We start from the raw sequence: 21581 nt of genomic DNA on the forward strand, positions 1-21581 counted from the left end.
ACCGGTAAAGAGCATTGCAAGCGGAGGCCCCCCGTGACACATCCGCCGCAGCACTTGCGGCTTCCGGGTTAATCGATATCTCTAAACTTATTACGTTGAAGCGATCGCTAAGGCAATATTTTCGTTAAATGATAAAGCCATGCTTTCTGCAAGGTTTTTTGTATATATAAGAATTTATATGTTTTGGGGTGAGCGAAGCTTACCCCTTATTTATTTTTTGGTAGATGGCAAAAAGATACGTCCCGTAGTGCTGAAAGAAATCCGAAAATTTCGAGATTGTGGAAACCCGAAAAAAGGGTTTAAGCTGCTCGCATGTGAAGGGTGCCACGATCTTAAGGTGGTGCTCTTTTCGGTGCAAGGGACGTTTCTGCACGACGTGTTCATGCAAAAGAACGGAAGAGTGGAGCCGTGTCTTGTCTGAGGAAGTATCTCAAGTCAACCATCGACATGTTATCTTGACAATCGACGAAGCTCTAAGAGACATGTTTTTGGGTTGGGGTGAGTGAAGCTGGCCCAGAATTTAAATGTTGGAGATTGTCGCCAGTCTCCAGGCTTGGGTTGTAGGCGGCCCCATCACGATGGATGGGTTCTATGCGATGCGATGCGGTGCGATGAAAACAAGGTAGCTGTGAACGTACTTATTTGTTCGAATTGCTGCTGGTTTGGAGGTATAAACAAGCTATTTGGCAGAATGAGATCCTCTAGCTTTGCAATCGCGCGGAGATAAGGGAACGTCAAGCCGCGATTGTAGGAAAATGTGTCAGGATAGGGATCCAGAGGGAACTACAGGGCGCTATAATTCTGAAAACGGCTATATTCCACGCCAAAGGGAACTACGATCCGCTATGTCACCATTTCCCGGTTGGAATCAGCAGGTTCCGCTTAAATAGCGGATCTCAGTTCCCTTTCATGCTACGTTTACCCCAGTTCCCGCCAGTTAGCGGATCATAGTTCCTTTTCACACGACGATCTCTGTCATTTCAAAGCCCAAAGGGAACTAGGGAGGCTGTCGATTCATTGTGGACAGTTTTCAAAATTACCTGCGGAAGGCTCTCAGATCAATTTAAATTTCATCTGTGTAATGCTTATTCAAAAAAATCGCTCTAAAGGCCTAATTTCAGCACATTTCGAGCACTGTTCCAAGTTGCTCACAATGAATCAACAGCCTCCTAGGATCCGCTAGATTGCTGAAAACCGTTTATGAAGATGCTCATCTCTCAGGGTGGCAAAGCCACTTTTCTTACATTCGAGCAAGGAGGCTCAAGCCTCTTCCAAAAAAAACGGACACTCACCCAAAAAATAAGCACATTATGTAATTAGGGGTGAACTAGCTATAATACCTTTATAGTCTTTAGGATATTTTATGATACATATGACAAAAGATGAGGGAGGCACAATATGAATAAAAAGTTGCGGTTTCTCTTATCCAAATTTCGTTTACAACGGCTTAGAAGTCGGTTTCTAATTGCTATGATCATCATCTCCTTACCGCCGCTCTTCATATTAGGATATTTTTCTTTCAATATTGCTAAGAACACATTGATGGAAACGAATGCGCAAACCTATGAGAATCATTTGGAAACATCCAGTGAAGTGGCGGATTTACTATTTCGCAGCATTATTAATATGAATCGTTCGATTGTGGTGAACAATGAGGTGAGGGAGGTCCTGTCCAACAGCAACGCGGCTCAGAGCAGCGGATCTAAATCTGCTGATTCAACTGAATCTACAAGTGAATGGACTTCAAATAAGCTGCAAAAAGCGATTAACAACAATCAATTTGACACTAAATTTGTAAACTCCATCTGTGTGTTTAATTTGGAATTCAAGACCTTCTGCACTGGACGTTCTGATGATGCGGGTGTCTATGAGAAGCCGGATAAGATCAAGCTCATACAACAAACGGATTGGTATCAAAATGCTTTACAGGATCAAGGCAAGGTAGTTTTCCTGGGCTATGATATACTCGATCACTCGAAGAATTCCTTTTCCACGGTAAAATTATTTCGGGATGCGTCCAGTCCGAGCGGACAGACGATTGGTCTGTTAGTCGTGAATATTTCAACGGATATTTTCACGAATATTTTCAACGAAAATAGCAATGCCGGCGGTTTCATGGCGCTGGATAATTCCTCTGAAAGTAGTAAAATCGTGTTTAATAATGGTCTGACCGACAAATCCGTTCTCAAAGAGGGGGACAACCAATCCCTTATTCAGCAATTGCAGCAAAATGGTTATCTCATTAGCCAATACCAGAATCAAACGACGGATTGGACCTTTATACATTTGATTAAAGTGAATGAACTGCTCAAACAATCGAATCAAATTCGCACGCTCACAACACTCATTGCTGTATCAATGGGTATTATTGCGCTAATGTATGCCATTTTTATTTCCGGTAGTATTACCCGCCCGCTTCTACAAATCAAAAAAATGATGGTGGATTGGACGATGGGGGCTCGCGAATTCGATGAGACGTTCGAACAGGACGAGGTTGGGACGATCGGGGAAACCTTCAAACGTGTTGTCTCTGAAAATAAACAATTAAATGAACGATTGGTTCATTCTGAATTAAAGGAGCGGGAGGCTGAGCTTCGCGCGTTGCAGGCGCAAATTAAGCCGCATTTTTTATATAACACGTTAGATTCGATCTATTGGATGGCAACCTTGCAGAAGAATCACGATGTCGCTCAGATGGCGATTTCCTTATCGGAAAGCTTTAAATTGAGTTTGAATAAAGGAAAAGATACGATCTCCGTATTTAAAGAATTAAAGCATATCGAGCATTATATGACGATCCAGAATATTCGCTATCATAACCGGTTTCAATATGTGCAAGAGGTCGAGCCAGCCTTAATGGGGATGGAGATTATGAAGCTGCTGCTTCAACCTCTTGTTGAGAATGCGATTTACCATGGGTTAGAACCCAAGGTGGGAGAAGGTACAATTCGACTTACGGGCAAGAGGGACGAGGGATTTCTTGTTTTTACAGTGGAAGATGACGGTGTAGGTATAGCAGATTTAACTGTGACGGAACAAGGATATGGATTGAAAAATGTGCGTGAACGACTGACTCTGTACTATGGAACTACGAGTTCGTTAACGATTTCGAGTGTAGTCAATCAAGGGACTCAACTCCAAATTCGCTTTCAACTATTCGGTGAAATGAGGGATGCAGATGCTTAAGGCCGCGGTTTTCGACGATGAATATATTGTGCTTCAGGGCCTTCGTGAAATGATAGACTGGTCAAGCTTTGGCATCGAGCTTGTTGGCACAGCTGACAATGGTCTGTCAGCACTAGACCTATTTCGGGCACATCGGCCCAAACTTATTTTCACTGATATTCGAATGCCTGGCATGGACGGACTTCAGCTGATTGAAGAAATTATGAGGGAAGCACCAGAGACATTATGTATCGTGTTTAGCGGGTTTAATGAGTTTGAATATGTGAAAAGAGCGATTAATCTCGGGGTTGCTGATTATTTAGAGAAGCCTATTACAATTCCAACGATCGAGCAAGCGATTCGCAAGGTGTTGGGCAAAATCAACCAGGAGCAAGAAGTGCTGGAGCTTAAGACAAAAGTAAAGAGTAGTCAAGGCGATCTTTTAGTGAAGGCAACATACGATTTGCTATTTCTTGGAGAGGAAGCGGAAGAGAAGTGGCGAGAAATCTATGGGTCAGGTGCCGAAGCCATCATTGGCGTGACCGTTCTGGCGACGGAATCAGATCAGTTGCAAATGCATGAGCAGACGGACTTTACAGCGATTCCGCTACGTCATGGCCAAGAGAGATTATTTGTATGTATGCATGCGAAGCAGCTAACCCCCGAGTTCTGGGAGCAGCTGCAATTGGACACCGAGCAAGCTGAGATCTCCGTTGGGAGCGGTCGGACTTATACGGAGCTGAAGGATGCCGCACACAGCTATAAAGAAGCGCTTCGCGCGTTACGGTCCGCACATTTTTTGGGGGAGAAAGGAATCGTGCGGTTTGAGGATTTAGGTGATTTGATTACCCGGCCAGAAGGTTTAAGCGAACGTGAGGAAGGCATTATTCTGAGTTTGCGTTCCGGCAATAAAGCCGGCATGCTCGAGCAGATTGATCGCTATATTGCGTGGATCCAAATGGAAAAGCTTGATAGCGAAGTTGCTGAACATGAAATGCTTAAGCTGCTTTATTTGGCGCTCGAAGAAGCGAAAAGATCATCTGGGGACAAAGCCAGCCGCATCGCTGAAACGTACCGACCGCATGTAGAGTTACGGGAGATGACAGCAAGAGGGAAAGTGACGGAATGGTTTCGGAGTCAACTTGACATACTCATAGACACTACGATGGATGCTCGTGAGCACGCAAGGCATGCTTCCGTCACACGAGCGCGCAATTATATGGAGCTTAACTATACACGTGATGTCACACTGCAAGAGGTAGCAGAGCATGTTGGCATGAATCCCACGTATTTCAGTGTGTTATTTAAGGAGGAAGTGGGCGAATCGTATATTAAATATGTGACTCGTATTCGCATGGAGCTTGCCAAGACACTGCTTAGCCGCGGTTTGAAAGTAAATGATGTGAGTGAGAAAGTTGGATACCATACCTATAGGCACTTCTCTGAAGTATTTAAAAAATACACAGGCTTCACGCCTGGGCAATATAAAGATCAGTTAGCGAACCCTGCGGGAATCTAAAAAATACGGACATCAATCAGAAGAATGACGCACTGCCTGTGGTTAGGGAAAACGATTAAGCTTAAAGCACGGGGATAACGAACTCGTGGTAAACATAGGAATCGATTCATCCTAACCAAGATGACTAAGGGGGATTTGAAGATGAGTAAACAGACATCAAAATGGGTTGCAGGGATTTCCACTTCGGTACTATTAGCAGGTGTGTTAGCAGGCTGTGGAACGACATCCACATCATCTGGCGATACGAAAGGGCAAGCGGCAGACAGCGGCTCCAAAAAAGCGGATGAGAAAGTAACCATTTCACTATTAATCGATAATACACAGGATTCTGTCAATATTGCAAAAGGGATTGTTGCAGCATTCGAAAAGAAATATCCGAACATCCATGTTGAACAAGAAACACGCCCAGGCGGCGGAGAAGGCGATAACATTGTCAAAACTCGTCTAGCAACTGGAGATATGACAGATGTTTTCTTCTATAACAGCGGATCACTTATGCAAGCGCTTAATCCAGAACAAAACCTGCTTGATCTCACGAGTGAACCTTTTCAAGCGAATGTGATTGATTCCTTTAAACCGACGGTCTCTTCGAAAGGTAAAATCTATGCAGGTCCGATTGGCTCAACGATGGCAGGCGGCTGGTTCTACAACAAGAAGATTTATGCTGATCTGGGTCTCTCCGTACCGAAGACATGGGCCGAATTGATGGCGAACAGTGAGAAAATTAAAGCAGCTGGCATCACACCTGTCATCGGTTCTTATAAAGATGATTGGACGTCACAACTCGTTGTATTAGCGGATTATTACAATGTGCAAGCCGCCAATCCGAAGTTTGCTGATGAATATACAGCGAATAAAGTGAAATATGCGACGGATGCAGGAGCACTTAAAAGCTTTGAAAAGCTAGAGGAAATTGCGAAAAAAGGATACATGAACAAAGATTTCTTAGCAACAACGTATGATGCGGGCTTGAAGATGCTTGCGGAGGGCAAAGGTGCTCAATATCCGATGCTATCCTTTGCAACGCCAGCGCTCGGGCAGAATTTCCCGGACAAAATGAAGGATATCGGCTTCTTTGCACAGCCGGGGGAAAGTGCGGCAACGAATGGGTTAACGGTGTGGATGCCAAGCGGAGCTTACATTTACAAAGCCACTAAGCATGCGGAACAAGCGAAGAAATTTGTCGAATTCGTCGCTTCCTTGGATGGTATAGCCGCACAATCGGCAGCTTCCATGCCATCAGGTCCTTATGCAATTAAAGGTGCAAAGCTGCCGGATAACGTCGCACAAGCAGTGAAAGAGATGACACCCTATTTTGACGGCAACAAGACAGCACCAGCTTTGGAATTTGTTTCCCCAATTAAAGGCTCCAGCTTACCGCAAATTACAACCGAAGTCGGAGCCGGTATCAAAACAGGTAAACAAGGAGCTGAAGTGTATGACAAAGATGTAGAGAAACAAGCCAAGCAACTTGGCCTTCAAGGATGGTAATAACTAAAGATTAATCAAAGAGGAGTCGGCGATGCGAAATTCATGCAGGACCGATTCTTTTCTTAAATTTAGGGGTGATCTCAGTGGCCAAGGTGTTCAAACGTACGTACTCATATGCTTTTCTTATTCCTGCAGCCATTATTTACTTATTAATTTTCATCTTTCCAACCATTATGTCTTTTTTCTTCAGTTTGACAAGATGGAATTTAACGAGCTGGACGTTCATCGGTTTGGATAACTTTAAAATGTTTTTCCAAGAAGCTTCGCTCCTAATCGGATTTAAGAATACACTCATTTATGCTTTAGTCACTTGCGTTTTAAAAGTTGTTTTGGGATTGTTGCTAGGCGTATTTCTAACTTCAAAAATAAGAGCCAAGGGTTATCTGAGGTCTGTCATATTTTTTCCAACCTTGCTTAGCACCATTGCAGTTGGCATTACCTTTAGCATGATGATGCACCCAACACAAGGATTAATCAATACGGCATTAGCGGCAATCGGTATTGCTGGACCTGACTGGTTAGGTGATACACGCATAGCACTGCTGTCCGTTGCCCTCGTTGATGTATGGAAAGGAGTTGGCTTCGCAACCGTCATCTATATCGCTGGAATTCTCTCTATTCCTCAAGAGTATTACGAAGCCCTAGAGATGGATGGCGGAGGAGCATTCCGTAAGTTCTGGAATATTATTCTCCCGTTAAGCCGTCCGGCAACGAATTCCGTTATCATTTTATCGTTTATCGGTGGATTGCGATCCTTCGACCTCGTTTGGGCAATGACCAAGGGGGGGCCTGGATTTACGACTGACCTTATCGCCTCCATCATCTATAAGCAGTACCAAGGTGGTTATTATGGTCTGGCTACAGCAGGAAACGTGATTTTATTTATTGTGGTAACGGCGCTTGCCCTTCCGCTGTATTCTTACCTGAACAGAAAAGAGGCGGAACTATGAGCAGAAAAATAAAAGGCTTAGGCATTGAAGTCATTGCCATTCTTCTGACCATTGTTATCTTCTGGATTCCATTCTACTTTGTTATTGTCAATGCACTCAAGGACAAGAAAGAATCTTCCTTGTTGAACTTAGCTTGGCCTTCAACGATTCATCTTTGGGACAATCTGAAGGAAGTAATCACAGCCCGGGATTACATGTTATTGCGGGCATTCTACAACAGTACTTTGCTGACGGTCATATCAATTACTGTGTTGATTCTTGTTTGTGCGATGGCAGGCTTTGTGATGCAGCGCAGAAATGATCGTGCGACGCCATGGCTAAACTTCCTTGTCCTGTCTGGATTAATTATACCGCCAGCTATCGTACCGACGATCTGGGTCTTAAATGGTATTGGTTTGTTCAAAACACTGCCAGGTCTCGTTCTCGTAGAGGTGGCACTCGGATTTCCTTTCGGGGTCTTGCTGTATAAAGGGTTTATGGCAGGCATTCCGCGTGAAGTAGATGAAGCTGCTGTGGTGGATGGTTCCAGCGGATTGGGATTGTTCTATAGAATCATTCTGCCACTACTACAACCTGTAACAGCAACCATTATTGTCACATCGTCCGTAGGGATCTTTAACGACTTTACTAACCCCTTGTATTTCTTCCCTGGAGCAAAGAATGCGACAGTGCAATTAACGCTTTATAATTTCCAAAGCCAGTTCGTGACGCAATGGAATTTGCTATTTATGAACATTTTATTGATCACCTTACCGCCTCTTGTATTATTCATTGTTTTTAACAAAAAAATTGTAGCAGGGATGACAGCGGGTTCGGTGAAAGGCTAATCATGGGATCGTTAATGAGGAGGATAACTATGGGGAATTTACAGGTTACAACATTGAAATGTGAATATAGAACGAATCCGCTTGGTATCGGAGCTCGGAATCCGCAGTTAAGCTGGCAAATTGAGTCAGATCGCCGCGGCACGCTGCAGCGAGGGTATCAGATCATTGTAGCTAACGAAGTGGGTGATTTTACAAACCCAGTGTGGGATACAGGCTATATGGAATCCGATCAGTCTATTCAACTTGTTTATGGGGGACCTGAGCTGCTATCGAGAGCTCGTTACCACTATAAAGTGAAAGTCTGGGATAACCTTGGCCGTGAATCCGCATGGAGTGAAGTCGCTTGGTGGGAGATGGGCTTGATGGATCAAGGGGAATGGCAAGCCGAGTGGATCACACCTCATGAAAGTGAAATGGATCCGCAGTCCGAGCCTGCATTTCTGCTTCGCAAGCAGTTTGAGGTTGGAGGGGATGTCCTGTCTGCACGTATATATGCGACGGCTGCAGGCGTCTATGAGCTGTATGTAAATGGAACTCGTGTTTCCGATGAGCTGCTGGCGCCAGGCTGGACGAGTTATCCAACTCGGTTGCAGGTTCAAACCTATGATGTAACGGATATGCTTCAACGTGATGGTAATGGGATAGGGATTCTGCTCGGGGATGGTTGGTACAGGAGCGGGATGGGATTTGAACATAAAAACTTTAAATACGGTGAACGCCGGGCGGCCCTCGCACAGCTGCATATTCAATATAAAGATGGCACAGAAGAAGTTGTGGCCACAGATACTACCTGGAAGGCTTCTACGGGAGCGATTCAATATTCAACGATTTACCATGGTGAAACGTATGATGCACGTTTAGAGCATTCAGGCTGGAGCTCGGCCAATTTCAGAGATGACAAGTGGTGTGCCACTCAGGTTTGTACAGATGTAAGCTTTGATGTTTTGGTGCCTCAAGAAAACGCATCGACTCGGGTAACTGAGATAATACGTCCGATTGCTTATTTCGTAACGCCTGCCGGCGATCATGTACTCGATATGGGACAAAATATGGTAGGCCGCATGCGCTTCACGGTATCTGCCCCTGCAGGTACGCGGATTGAACTTAAACATGCGGAGGTCTTGGATAAGGATGGGAATATATATTTTGGTAACCTGCGTCCGGCGAAGCAGGTCGTGACCTATATCGTGAAAGGGAGTGGTCCCGAAACCTATGCACCTTATTTCAGTTTCATAGGCTTTCGCTATGTGAGGGTCGAGGGCTTTCCTGGCCAAGAGAATGGCCTGCCGCTGGATGCTTTCCTCGGTGAAGTCATGCATACCGATATGGAGCCGACAGGTGAGTTTGAATGTTCGGATACTAGAGTAAATCAATTGCAAAGCAACATTCGCTGGGGCCAACGTGGCAATTTCCTAGATGTACCGACAGATTGTCCGCAGCGTGACGAACGGTTAGGGTGGACGGGTGATGCTCAGGTTTTCATCTCCACGGCGTTATTTAATTACCAAGGCGGACCCTTCTTCACGAAGTGGCTGCATGATATGAAGGCTGAACAAAGACCGAATGGCGGCATTCCTTTTGTTGTTCCGGACGTTGTAGGCGGAGAGAACTCAGCTGCATGGGGAGATGCTGCGGTAATTTGCCCGTGGACAGTTTATCAATACTATGGGGATAAGCGTCTGCTTGCTGAACAATATGAAAGCATGAAAGGCTGGGTTTCTTACATCCGCTCCCAAGGCGATCAAGAATTCCTATGGAACACAGGCTTTCATTTCGGAGATTGGCTTGCGCTGGATGCGAAGGAAAACAGCTACATTGGTGCGACACCTGTCGCTTTGATTGCAACGGCGTATTATGCGTATTCGACGCGTATTGTTCGTGATGCTGCAAGAGTGCTTGGGCATGAAGAAGAAGCACTTGCTTTCGATGAACTTTATCAAGGCGTTATTCAAGCTTTCCGCGATGAATTTATGACAAAAAATGGGCGCGTCGCCGCCCCAACCCAAACTGCGCATATCCTTGCGCTTGTCTTCGATCTAGTCGATGACGAGGTACGTGCAAGAGTGGCGAAAGATCTCAATGAACTGATTCTGGATAATGATTATCATTTATCAACAGGCTTCGTGGGCACACCTTACTTGTGCTTCGCGCTTTCGAATAACGGCTACCACGAAACAGCGGTTAAGCTGCTGCTGCAAGAAAGCTATCCAGGATGGCTGTATTCCGTTTCCAAGGGAGCGACAACCATCTGGGAGCATTGGGACAGCATTAAATCGGACGGCTCCTTTTGGAGCGATGATATGAACTCTTTTAACCACTACGCATATGGAGCCATCGGAGACTGGATGTACCGCAAAATAGCTGGCCTGGATATGGACGTTACGGTACCGGCCTTCAAGCGTATTCATATCGAGCCGATGTTTGGGTTGAATCGTCTCTCTTATGCCAAAGCAGCGCATACCTCCCTGTATGGACGAATCGAGTCCGGTTGGCAGGTAGATCAGGGACAAATTCAAATGACGGTACGTATCCCGGCAAACACAACCGCAGATGTCATTCTTGCAGGAGCTGCAGCTGGCAGCGTGAAAGAAGGGGGAATTTCCCTCGACACCTCGATCCCTGGCATTCAAACCATAAGTGAAGTTGCCCAAGGTGTGCGCGTCCTTCTTGGATCTGGAGACTACACATTCACATACGGGAATAGTGATCTCTTCCGCGTTAAATTCAATGAGCATTCGAGAATCGATGATGTGCTGGATCATGAAGCGGCGATGGAGATTTTCAAAAAGCATATGTCAGCCTTATTCGAAGGTCCCTTTCTTAACTTCGTTCGCAAATCAACGATTAAGCAGTTGGGTGAAAATACGATGACAGGCGTTACGAAGCAACAAATCGAAGGGTTGCTTGAAGAATTGATTCTCATATAAGGCATGTGGCCATTTGAAAAAGGAGTGTGTAGTTGTAATGGGAATTCATCAATACTTCGTGGAATTGGCGGAGAAATTGACACCTGATTTGTATGAGTCTATTGTTCTGCCTAGATCCGTCATTGAGGTCGTAGCGGATGAAGAAGCTTTCCAGGGGTGGAGAACGCGAGAAACAGGTAGTATTGCAGCGTTGCAAACGCAATCCTTCGGCAAGGATGACAGCTTTATTCTGGATTTTGGCGATCATCAGGTTGGTTATATCGCCCTTTCGATCAAGTCTGTGGGTAGTCCTCAAGATGCCCCGCTGGGGCTGAAGCTGATCTTTGGGGAGATGCCTTGTGAAGTGGCTGAACCTTTCGACAATTATGAGGGCTGGTTGAGCAAATCCTGGCTGCAGGAAGAAACGATCTTCGTAGATGTGCTTCCTGCGGTTATACAGCTGCCCCGACGATATTGCTTCCGCTATTTGAAGGTAGTAATTATCGATACATCCCGTAAGTATACAGTCTCGTTCACCGATATTCATTGCACGGCAGTTACCTCCGCTGATGTGAGGGATCTAACACCGCTTCCTGCTAATGTTCAGGAAGATTTACAAGTGATGGATGCCATTAGCATCAAGACGCTTCAGGACTGCATGCAAACGGTGTTTGAAGACGGACCGAAGCGGGATCGTAGGCTGTGGATCGGGGATTTAAGGCTCCAAGCGCTGGCGAACTATCAGACCTTTCATCATTATGATTTGGTGAAGCGGTGCTTATATTTGTTTGGCGGCATGACACTAGCTGATGGTGCGGTTGGAGCCTGTGTTTTTGAAAAACCCAATCCGGTCGTGGATGATACGAGGCTTTATGATTATTCACTCTTCTTCGTTGCGACGTTATTCGATTATTATGAGGCTTCCGAGGATCGCGAAGCACTGGTAGACCTCTGGCCTATTGCCCTTGAACAAATCCACATCGGCTTAGCGCGGTTGGATGAATACGGTGTAGTTCGTGACGACGAAACCTGGTGGTGCTTCACGGATTGGCATCCGGAGCTGAATAAACAAGCATCTGCGCATGCGATACTGTTGTATTGTCTCAAAAGGGGTCTTGGACTGGCTGAAGTGCTAGAGAGAAAACAAGAGGCAACTTTCATTTCTGAACAAATTGATCGTGTGACGAGAGCGGCACTCCACCATTTATGGGATGATGAGCTAAGCTTCTTCGTGAGTGGCGCGAATAAGCAGGTTTCATGGGCGTCTCAGGTGTGGATGGCTCTGGCAGGTGTGTTGAACGAAGAGCAAAATGGTCAATTGATGGATCGGCTATTCGACTCCGCGCCAGACATCGGGATGACAACGCCGTACATGTACCATCATTTAATTGAAGCTTTATTCGAAAGCGGCAGACCCGAGAAAGCCTTGGAGCAAATGAGAGCGTACTGGGGAGAAATGGTCAAAGACGGAGCGGATTGTTTCTGGGAAATCTACAATCCCAACGATAAGAAGCTGTCTCCATATGGCAGTAATTTAATTAATAGTTATTGTCATGCATGGAGCTGCACGCCTACGTACTTTATTCGTAAGTATTTGCTGTAACGGGAGGCCATACACGAAATGAAAGAGGATCAACTTAGACAAAAACCATTTGATTTATCAGAGTCTGATGTCTCTTGGGTGAAGGAAACGCGAGATGGACTCAGCTTGGAAGAAAAAGTCGGACAGTTGTTCGTTGTGGTTCAAAAACCATTCTCACCGGAGCCGGAGGATTTATTGAGCATTAAGCCAGGAGGGATACATCTCTTTGCTTTTAGTCCTGATGCCACGAAGGTAAATCAACAGGCGAAAATTGTGGAAATGCAAAGTTGCAGCAAGCTGCCCTTATTGGTGAGTGGAGATTTAGAATCTGGCGGATTTGGCGGGGCCATTGACGGCACGAATCTCGGCATGAATATGCAAGTTGCAGCTGCAGGCAGGCCAGAGCTAGCGCTAGCATTCGGTAAAGGCATTGAAGCTGAGGGCGCTGCAATTGGATTTAACTGGGTATTCGGCCCAGTGCTGGATATTAACTATAATTATCAAAATCCGATTGTAAATACACGTGCATTTGGAGATACACCTGAGATCGTGGAATCGTATGCGATTCCCGTAATGGAGGGAGTACAGAACGGCAGGCGAATGGCAGCGTGCGTTAAGCATTGGCCAGGTGACGGGATGGATGACCGTGATCAGCATAAAGTGCTGACAGTGAATTCCATGCCGATGCAGCAATGGCGCGAAACCTACGGCCGCGTTTATCGTTCAGCTTTCGATGCCGGCGTGAAAAGTGTAATGAGCGCGCATATCGCGCTTCCTGCTTACTATAAAGAGCTTGGGATTGACGATATTAGAAAGCAGCATACGCCAGGATCGCTTTCCTATGAGCTGAATGTGAAGCTTCTAAGAGAAGAACTGGGCTTCAATGGGTTAATCATTTCCGATGCGTCAGCCATGGTAGGCATGACCAGTTGGGGGCCGCGCAACGAAATCGTTCCTGGGTGTATCGCGTCCGGTGTAGATATGTTTCTTTTTACTGAAGATCTCAAATACGACTATGAAGCGATGCTTCAAGGTGTTAAGGCAGGCATTATTACAGAGGAGCGATTGAATGATGCTGTTACGAGAGTGCTTGCTCTAAAAGCTTCTTTGGGGCTGCATTTGGAAAGACCAGCTCTGCAAGATTTAGCTAGTGTTGGATCAATTGAGCATGTGACATTAGCCCAAGAATTAGCTAGAAATTCTGTGACGTTAGTGAAGGACACGCAAAACTTGTTGCCTATTTCACCTGAAAAGCATAAAAGGGTTCTTCTCATTGCCATAGGAAGTGAAGGCTCTTTATTCACTGAGAACGGTGCAGGAGGCAGCGGATTTGAGAAAATGCTGGTGGAGGAAGGGTTTGAAGTGGTTAGAAATTACCATCTCAAACAGGATGAGAATGACATTGATCTGGTTATTTATTTGACGCAGCGATCGCCGGGCTTTATGCAAAATTCCCTTCGTTTGTCTCCAGAAGAAGCAGGCGGGATCTTCACTTGGTATCCTACTTACGTGCCAACGATGCTCATTTCGTTAGGTAACCCTTATACCTTATATGAAATGCCAACCATGCCAACCATGATTAATGGCTATAATGCCTCGGCTATTGTTCAAAGGGAGATTCTAAACTGTTTGCTAGGTAATCAGCCCTTCTTAGGCACCTCGCCTGTGGATGCGTTTTGCGGCTCGGCTTGGGCTCAGCTTTAAAATAAAACTGCCTTAGGGTAATCGCCAACGGTATAGCGGCGGGTAACCGCAGAACCAGCCTGTTGATTCAACAAAACAGGCTGGTTTTGCGGTTTTTTAAGTTGTACAGGTTAGTATTCATCAACCATTTCGCTTTGTTTAATTTCTCGAAAACCAGTGTCGATCCATGCAGAGGCAGGTGCATGTTTAGAAGCTGCGAGTAATTGATTAATTATTTCAGCTCCCCATAGATGTTCATTCTCAGAAATCACGGAGTTTATTTGACCATTTAATAAGGCTTCTTTGACATCAGGCGTCATACCGAAGGTTATGGCATAACGCTTTAATCCTTGGGATTTCCAAACGAGGATTGCATTCGAACTGGAAACAATATCCAAAGGCACGAGTGCGTCAAAATGAGGATGCTCATTGATCATTGATTCTAGGTCCGCAATCGCTTTCTCGTTATCACCATCATGATATCTCGTGTCGAGAACTTGTATTTCCGTATTTCTTTTTAAATATTGCAGTAAACCCTCAAGCCGGTGGATGATCTGAGGAGATTTGGATAAGCTCCCCTCAATCATGATCATTCCTCTACCTTTAAGGTTTCTTTCAATAATTTGTCCCATGAGAGTACCTTCTTTCAGCGGATCACTTCCTATGAAGGTATATCGTTTACTGTCAGGAACATCGGAATCGAAACAAATAACGGGAATACCAGATTGTACGGCTTTATTAATTAAAGGTGCCAAAGCAACCGGATCGATTGGATCAATGGCAATTCCATTTACCTTCTGTGTAATCAGGGTTTCCATCATTCTCATTTGCTGTTCCAGATTAATTTCATCAGGTGCTTTGACAATTAATTGAATGGAATAAGGCTTGCTTGCTTTTTCTATGGAATCGGTAATCATCTCATAGAAAGGGTGTGTCATCGGATAAATGATACCAAAAATGAGTTGATCGGAATGTTTTGTGTTGGGCATCGTTGATTTTGGCGTGCTTGACGTAGAAAAAGATAATTCCGGTGTGGATGGCGTTGATCCCTTACATCCAGATAAGAGTAGCAACATGATACAGCCGATCGTTAGCCATTTACTCATCCTCATGAAGAGAATCCCCCTTCAGGATATCGAGGGCTTCATCGGCAGTCCCATTTTTTCTAAATTCTTTTGGTGTCATTCCTGTTAATCGTTTGAATAAATTTGAAAAATAATGGGGGTCATTATAGCCCACCAAAAAAGCGATTTCATAAGATTTTGCTGATGTACTCTTAAGTAGATCCATCGCTTTTCGAATACGGACTTGTGTTAAATATTCAATAAAGGTTTGGCTTGTTTCCTGACTGAATACTCGGCTCAAGTAGTTTGGACTCAAATTTACATACTCGGCTGAATCTTGTAAAGAGAAGTTATCCTTTTCAAAATTCAATTGGATGTATTCTTTGACTTTTGCAATCATATCGCTATATTTATCGTAAATACGAGAACGCCATGTCCAAAACTGTTCAATTAAATGGATTAAATAAGAACAGGTTTCCTCCCAAGTACGGATATTGCCTATCATTTGCTGGAATTGTTGAAGCGCCTTTTCAGGCTCAGTAAGGTGGCGATACATATCTTTATTTGAACGAAAAGCTTCGATGGTCACATCATTTAAAATGTAGAAACCGATTGAAGTTGTATGCCAATTGATATCGACTAACGCAGCGGCATAATCTGCGACAAATGAACTTAATTTGTTGTGAGACCCAATTTTCAAGAAATCCATAAAAGCACCGCGATCTAAAAAAAGAGTGGGATCCAGGGTTGCTGTCTTCATCTCACTTAGCACATTCCGATTCTGACGGGATAACCTTCTCCAATGAACATCTTCCATGGCATCAAGAAAGGATATATGTACTTTCTGAAGACGATCTTGTACACTGCCAATGCCAATAGAGATAGGGAGTGAATGGGCTTCTTCTGAGATTGCTTTTTGCAAATCCTGAAATAGTTGTAATTCCAGCTTTAAATTCTCTAAGGTATCGCCTTTAATAATCCAAACACTTTCAGTGCGGCTGCGCTGAAACATCAACTGTTTATAGTTCTCCTTCAGGATACTGCATTTGTCCAAAAGTAAGCGCTCATTGTCATGCCTAGCATTCAACTCTTCATGCTTGTCTGCTTCTGTTTCACGTAAATCTAGCACGGTAACTACATAATAATGAGCTATAATGTTCAATTGAATGGAGGCACTATGATGCATCACTTCTGAAGTGGTCATGAAACCACTGCATAGATCATTCAATAGCTTGTCTTGTGAAATTGTACTACTTTCATACTCTTTCGCTTTAAGTAGTTGGAGTTGCATGCTAATTTCTCGTTCTTTGTCAATTTCAGCGCTGACTTTATGAAGCACCTTCAGGAGCTCAGTAGGGCTAATTGGTTTTAAGCAGTATTCTTGCACCCCGATTTGCATAGCTGATCTTGCATACTCAAACTCGGCATGGCCGCTAATAATAATAATCTTCATATCCGGAAACTGCTTACTCATAATGCTGCTCAGCTCAAGACCGTTCATGAAAGGCATTAAAATATCCGTAATTAAGATGTCAGGCTGGACTCTTTCAATAATAGGAAGCGCAACCTCTCCATCGGATGCATCGCCACTGTAAATAAACCCTTCCTTTTCCCAATCAATACTATCACGAATAATTTCCCTAATTAATATTTCATCATCGACAAGCAGTATTTTTTTCACGCAACATCATCCCCAATCACACGGTATTCGAATGCTAACAATGGTTCCTTCACTTTCAATGCTGTCTACCTGTACGCCGTAAGATTCTCCATAATATAAGCAAATCCGTCGATGAACATTGTGCAATCCGAACCCTCCGGATACTTCATTCCCAGTTTCCTTGGGCGTATGCGGTTCCATTAAATCTTTCCGCAGCTGCCCAAGCCGATCTTCAGAAATGCCCTTACCATTATCCTCTATCACAATAAGAAAATTATCTTCATCCTCAATCCTTGCAGTAATTCGAATGAGTCCTTTGCCACGTTTGTTTTTAAGCCCGTGATAAAGGGCATTTTCAACAATCGGTTGTAATGTCATTTTGAGAATAAGTAAGGAATGTAAGCTTGAATCTATGGCAATTTCATAATCTAAAATATCGCGATATCGCATCTGTTGAATGGTTAAATAGCTCTGAAGATGCTCGATTTCTTTCTCAAATGTGATCCAATCCTTTCCTTTGCTTAAGCTAATACGAAACAGTTTGGATAAAGCCATGACCATCTGGACGACTTGATCTTTTTTTTCAGATTGCGCCAGCCATAGAATGGAATCCAATGTATTGTATAAAAAATGCGGGTTAATTTGTGCCTGTAAGGCTCTGAGCTCCGATTTTTTGATTTCTTGCTGTTCATTAATACTCTGGTCAAGCAGCATCCGGATTTTCCCGAGCATAATATTGAAGCTGTTTCCCAAATCTGAAATTTCATCCGTACCAGCCAGGACGACTTTAGCTTCAAGAAAGCCAGATGCAGCGAGTTGCATTTTATTTTTGAGTATTCGAACAGGTCGAGTCAAGCGGTTAGAGACAAAGAAATGCAAGGTTATAGCAAAAATGATGCTGAGCATAACGCTAATGATGATGAGCTGACGAATGGAATTGGCTTCCTCAACAATTTCTTGCAATGGGACCACACCAACGATATTCCAACCCGTGGACATGGAAGGAGATGTCACAATAAATTCAGGTTTACCTTCGGAAGAATCAACATATTCGTTGTTTTTGTTTTCAATAATAGAAGAAATCGTTTTATTCTGAATCCACTTCGTATTGTGTGCAGCTTTAGATGGTAAGAAAATGGCATTTCCTTTGTTGTCTGCCACATAGAAAAAGCCGCTTTGTCCTATAATGACGTTGTCACAAAACTGTTTCACGATACTGTCATCAACATCGATAATAATGAATCCGATGACTTCGTGGGTAACCCGCTGTTTAACTGTGGAAACAATCGAAATAATATTATGATTTTTGTATAGGAATCCGTCCAATGGATCTAATGAAGCCGAATCATCTGGCGGTATATTCAAGACAGCCTCAGGATTCTGAATCAGATATTCGAAATGCGGGTTACGCAATGCGTTTTTATTAAGTTGAAACACACCCTTCCTCTCGCTAATCCCCCGGCCATACAAATTAATCATCGTTATGTTCAGAACACTATCATATTGATATGTCTGTCTATAAGAGGACATGGTTTGTAAAATTTCTCGTGCATCTAAATTCGAGTCTGTTTGTGAAAATAAAAAATGCAAAACATTGGGATTTTTCTCGAGCTCGAGGAGTTTCTTTGTATCTGTGAATACATTATCCATGTCTGTCGCGAGCTGTGTAGCAAGCATCATCGTCGCGGCTTTGCTGTTATTAAATACGGTATTGTAAGATTTATTATATGAAATGAGACCAACAACAATTAATGGAAGACATGTAAGTATAACAAACATCGTTAAAAGTTTGGCTCGAAGGCTAGAAGTTATTTTCCGATATAAGCCCATAGTAAGATAACCTTTCATTGGTTCCGTTTTGTCGAATTCTTATTACAAATTATGAATCAATCGTTTTGAAAACGCAATCATCAAACAAAAAACTACACTTTTGGCATAGAAAATTTAAGTTTTAAATCGGGTTGTTCAAAAAGTGAATAATAATTTATAAGAAGTGTCCATGAAACTCCGTATACCCTCCCACGATTCGTATCCTATAATTTAGTCACACCGAAGCAAACAGGTGAAATAAGGGAGGAAAAATAAATGAAAAAGTCTCTAGGGGTAGTTTTAGTAGCTTCAGCAATGATGATGTTTACAGCAGCGTGTGGTAGTTCAGGAGATAGTAAGACAGCGAGCAGCACTAGTGCGGCAGCAACGGTAAGCCCAAGCACAGCTGCAGCAGCAACAGCTAAAGCGGACAAGAAAATCACAATGGGATTTGCTCAAGTAGGTGCTGAAAGCGGCTGGCGTTCAGCGAATACGAAATCCGTTCAAGACTCTGCCAAAGAAGCAGGCATTGAATTGAAATTCTCCGATGCTCAACAAAAACAAGAGAATCAAATTAAAGCCATTCGTACATATATCCAGCAAAAAGTTGACGTCATCGCTTTCTCTCCGGTTGTTGAATCCGGTTGGGATACGGTATTAAAAGAAGCAAAAGATGCTGGTATTCCAGTTATCTTAACGGATAGAGCCGTAGATTCCAAGGATACTTCGCTGTACAGAACGTTCATTGGTTCGGATTTCGTAGAAGAAGGCCGTAGCGCAGGGAAATGGTTGGTTGATAAATATAAAGATACGAAAGAAGCCGTTAATATCGTAGAACTTCAAGGAACAACAGGTTCAGCTCCTGCGAATGATCGTAAAGCTGGATTTGATGAAATCATTAAATCGAATCCAAATCTCAAAGTTATTGCTTCGCAAACAGGTGATTTCACACGTGCCAAAGGGAAAGAGGTTATGCAAGCATTCTTGAAAGCCAATAAGAACATTAATGTTCTCTATGCACATAACGATGATATGGCACTCGGCGCTATCCAAGCTATTGAAGAAGCGGGTCTTAAACCAGGTAAAGATATTATCATCATCTCCGTTGATGGTGTGAAAGACGGCTTTGTAGCGGCAAGCGAAGGGAAAATCAACTTCATCGTAGAGTGTAACCCACTCCTTGGTGGACAATTGATGCAAGCAGCTAAAGATGTACTGAGCGGTAAAGAGCTGCCGAAACGAATCGTTACGAAGGAAGGCGTATTTACTTCCGATGATGCGAAACGTGAATTGCCGAACCGTCAGTACTAAGCGTTTGTCTACCTCATTGTTATTATAAATAAATAGAGCAGAGCTGCTCCATCTTGCTAGTATGAGGCAGCTCTAGTTCATATAGGAGAGGAGTGGCTCTATGAAACAGGGTGGTCCAGTATTGCAGATGACTGGAATTCATAAGCAGTTTCCGGGTGTTAAGGCGTTAACGAATGTTAATTTCAGATTGTTCCCTGGCGAAGTTCATGCATTAATGGGTGAAAATGGGGCGGGGAAATCTACACTAATTAAAGTACTTACAGGTGTTCACTCCATCGATCAAGGTGTCGTTGAGATGGATAAACAGCCAGTTCGGATTCTTAGCCCGCTTGATGCGCAAAATGCAGGTATTAGTACGGTTTATCAAGAGGTTAACCTCTGTTCAAACCTGTCTGTAGCTGAAAATATTTATATTGGGCGTGAACCACGTCGTTTCGGTCGTATTTTATGGAAAAAAATGAATGAAGATGCTGCGCAATTATTGAAAAAGAGAATGAATCTTGAAATCGACGTTACGCAACCTTTGCATGTGTATTCGGTAGCTGTTCAACAGCTTGTAGCTATTGCCAGAGCCTTAAGCATTTCAGCCAAAGTGTTAATTCTAGATGAACCAACCTCCAGCTTAGATAGAGGCGAGGTGGTACAACTATTTTCTGTCATGACCAGATTGAAAAATGAAGGGCTTGCGATCCTGTTTGTCACTCATTTCTTAGATCAGGTTTACGACATTTCAGATCGAATAACCATACTCCGCAATGGAGAATTTATTGGGGAATATTTAGCCAAAGAGCTTCCTCGTATAGAGCTGGTTTCCAAGATGATTGGGAAAGACCTTGAGTTGCTGGAAGAGTTGCCTAAAGGTGATGCAGCTGCCCAAGTTCATAATGAAGTATTAATTCAGGCAACTGATTTTGGGAAGAAAGGTTCCATTGAGCCTGTTGATCTCACGATTCATAAAGGAGAGATTGTGGGTTTAGCGGGTTTGTTAGGTTCTGGAAGAACCGAATTGGCTAGATTATTTTTTGCTGCAGATAAGGCTGATTCTGGTGAAATGACAATGGCTGGTTCAAGTGATGCGATTCTTTCACCAAGACAAGCGATTGATCAAGGCATCGCATTTTGTTCGGAAAATCGCAAGTTGGAAGGTATTATCGATGATTTAACTGTTCGGGAAAATATCATTTTAGCCCTTCAGGCGTCGCAGGGGTGGTTTAAAACCATTTCAAGAAAACGTCAAGACGAAATGGCAGATGAATATATTCGCGCATTAAACATTAATCCACCTAACCCAGAACATCTAATTAAGAACTTAAGCGGCGGGAATCAACAAAAGGTATTGCTAGCTCGCTGGTTGCTTACGGATCCTAATTTATTAATTTTAGATGAACCAACTAGAGGAATTGACATTGGCGCTAAGGCTGAAATACAGAAATTAGTGTTGTCATTAGCCCAAAAAGGGATGTCAGTTCTATTTATTTCTTCTGAACTAGAGGAAGTTTTACGTGTCAGTCATAAAATCGTTGTACTACGAGATCGTCATAAAGTAAAGGAAATGGTTGGCGACGAGATTAGCCAGAAAAATGTCATGAAGGCAATTGCGGGAGGTTAATAAAT

Annotated in this window: 14 protein-coding genes and 1 pseudogene; 12 read left to right on the top strand and 3 right to left on the bottom strand. The window is 43.6% G+C overall.

Translation table 11 applies throughout. The features are described 5' to 3' along the window. Positions 1 to 178: 178 nt before the first annotated feature. From LOZ80_RS39390 to LOZ80_RS04205, 10 genes and pseudogenes are all read left to right on the top strand, one after another. Positions 179 to 259 (top strand): annotated as a pseudogene (locus LOZ80_RS39390) (hypothetical protein); the annotation flags it as partial. Between the two features lie 55 nt (positions 260 to 314). Beyond that, the gene (locus LOZ80_RS39395; RefSeq protein WP_283214737.1) at positions 315 to 506 is read left to right on the top strand and encodes a transposase zinc-binding domain-containing protein; all 192 of its coding nucleotides are present in this window, start codon (positions 315 to 317) and stop codon (positions 504 to 506) included. Positions 507 to 1398: 892 nt separating this feature from the next. Next, the gene (locus LOZ80_RS04170) at positions 1399 to 3186 is read left to right on the top strand and encodes a sensor histidine kinase (protein ID WP_238170236.1); all 1788 of its coding nucleotides are present in this window, start codon (positions 1399 to 1401) and stop codon (positions 3184 to 3186) included. After that, a complete protein-coding gene (locus LOZ80_RS04175) occupies positions 3173 to 4684 on the top strand; it encodes a response regulator (protein WP_238170237.1) in 1512 nt (503 codons plus the stop codon). Before LOZ80_RS04170 ends, LOZ80_RS04175 begins: the two co-directional genes overlap by 14 nt. Before the next feature lie 141 nt (positions 4685 to 4825). Next, on the top strand, positions 4826 to 6175 hold the full coding sequence (locus LOZ80_RS04180) for an ABC transporter substrate-binding protein (RefSeq protein WP_238170238.1): 1350 nt from the start codon (positions 4826 to 4828) through the stop codon (positions 6173 to 6175). 83 nt (positions 6176 to 6258) lie between these two features. Then, on the top strand, positions 6259 to 7125 hold the full coding sequence (locus tag LOZ80_RS04185; protein WP_079412471.1) for a carbohydrate ABC transporter permease: 867 nt from the start codon (positions 6259 to 6261) through the stop codon (positions 7123 to 7125). After that, a complete protein-coding gene (locus tag LOZ80_RS04190; protein WP_079412473.1) occupies positions 7122 to 7952 on the top strand; it encodes a carbohydrate ABC transporter permease in 831 nt (276 codons plus the stop codon). Before LOZ80_RS04185 ends, LOZ80_RS04190 begins: the two co-directional genes overlap by 4 nt. 29 nt (positions 7953 to 7981) lie before the next feature. Next, positions 7982 to 10879: an alpha-L-rhamnosidase gene (locus LOZ80_RS04195; RefSeq protein WP_238170239.1), complete on the top strand. Its 2898-nt coding sequence runs from the start codon at positions 7982 to 7984 to the stop codon at positions 10877 to 10879. Between the two features lie 37 nt (positions 10880 to 10916). Continuing rightward, positions 10917 to 12461 (top strand): alpha-L-rhamnosidase-related protein, encoded by a 1545-nt coding sequence (locus LOZ80_RS04200; protein ID WP_238170240.1) that lies wholly within the window; start codon positions 10917 to 10919, stop codon positions 12459 to 12461. An 18-nt stretch (positions 12462 to 12479) separates the two neighbouring features. Then, positions 12480 to 14144: a glycoside hydrolase family 3 protein gene (locus tag LOZ80_RS04205; RefSeq protein ID WP_238170241.1), complete on the top strand. Its 1665-nt coding sequence runs from the start codon at positions 12480 to 12482 to the stop codon at positions 14142 to 14144. A gap of 110 nt (positions 14145 to 14254) precedes the next feature. Here the strand turns inward: LOZ80_RS04205 and LOZ80_RS04210 are convergent, their stop codons facing one another. Genes LOZ80_RS04210 through LOZ80_RS04220 form a run of 3 tightly spaced genes read right to left on the bottom strand, consistent with a single transcriptional unit; the run spans position 14255 to position 18626 of the window. After that, positions 14255 to 15235 carry a sugar ABC transporter substrate-binding protein gene (locus LOZ80_RS04210; protein WP_238170242.1) on the bottom strand — a complete coding sequence of 327 codons (981 nt, stop codon included), beginning with the start codon at positions 15233 to 15235 and terminating at the stop codon, positions 14255 to 14257. Beyond that, the gene (locus tag LOZ80_RS04215; RefSeq protein WP_238170243.1) at positions 15222 to 16868 is read right to left on the bottom strand and encodes a response regulator; all 1647 of its coding nucleotides are present in this window, start codon (positions 16866 to 16868) and stop codon (positions 15222 to 15224) included. The genes LOZ80_RS04210 and LOZ80_RS04215 overlap by 14 nt, the downstream gene beginning before the upstream one ends. Before the next feature lie 6 nt (positions 16869 to 16874). Then, the gene (locus LOZ80_RS04220) at positions 16875 to 18626 is read right to left on the bottom strand and encodes a cache domain-containing sensor histidine kinase (protein WP_238170244.1); all 1752 of its coding nucleotides are present in this window, start codon (positions 18624 to 18626) and stop codon (positions 16875 to 16877) included. Between the two features lie 306 nt (positions 18627 to 18932). On the opposite strand from LOZ80_RS04220, the gene LOZ80_RS04225 reads away from it, so the two are divergent. Continuing rightward, on the top strand, positions 18933 to 19967 hold the full coding sequence (locus LOZ80_RS04225; RefSeq protein ID WP_238170245.1) for an ABC transporter substrate-binding protein: 1035 nt from the start codon (positions 18933 to 18935) through the stop codon (positions 19965 to 19967). A 100-nt stretch (positions 19968 to 20067) separates the two neighbouring features. Then, positions 20068 to 21576 carry a sugar ABC transporter ATP-binding protein gene (locus tag LOZ80_RS04230; protein WP_238170246.1) on the top strand — a complete coding sequence of 503 codons (1509 nt, stop codon included), beginning with the start codon at positions 20068 to 20070 and terminating at the stop codon, positions 21574 to 21576. Positions 21577 to 21581: the final 5 nt, after the last annotated feature.

This window comes from Paenibacillus sp. HWE-109, assembly GCF_022163125.1.
Taxonomy (GTDB): Bacteria; Bacillota; Bacilli; order Paenibacillales; family NBRC-103111; genus Paenibacillus_E.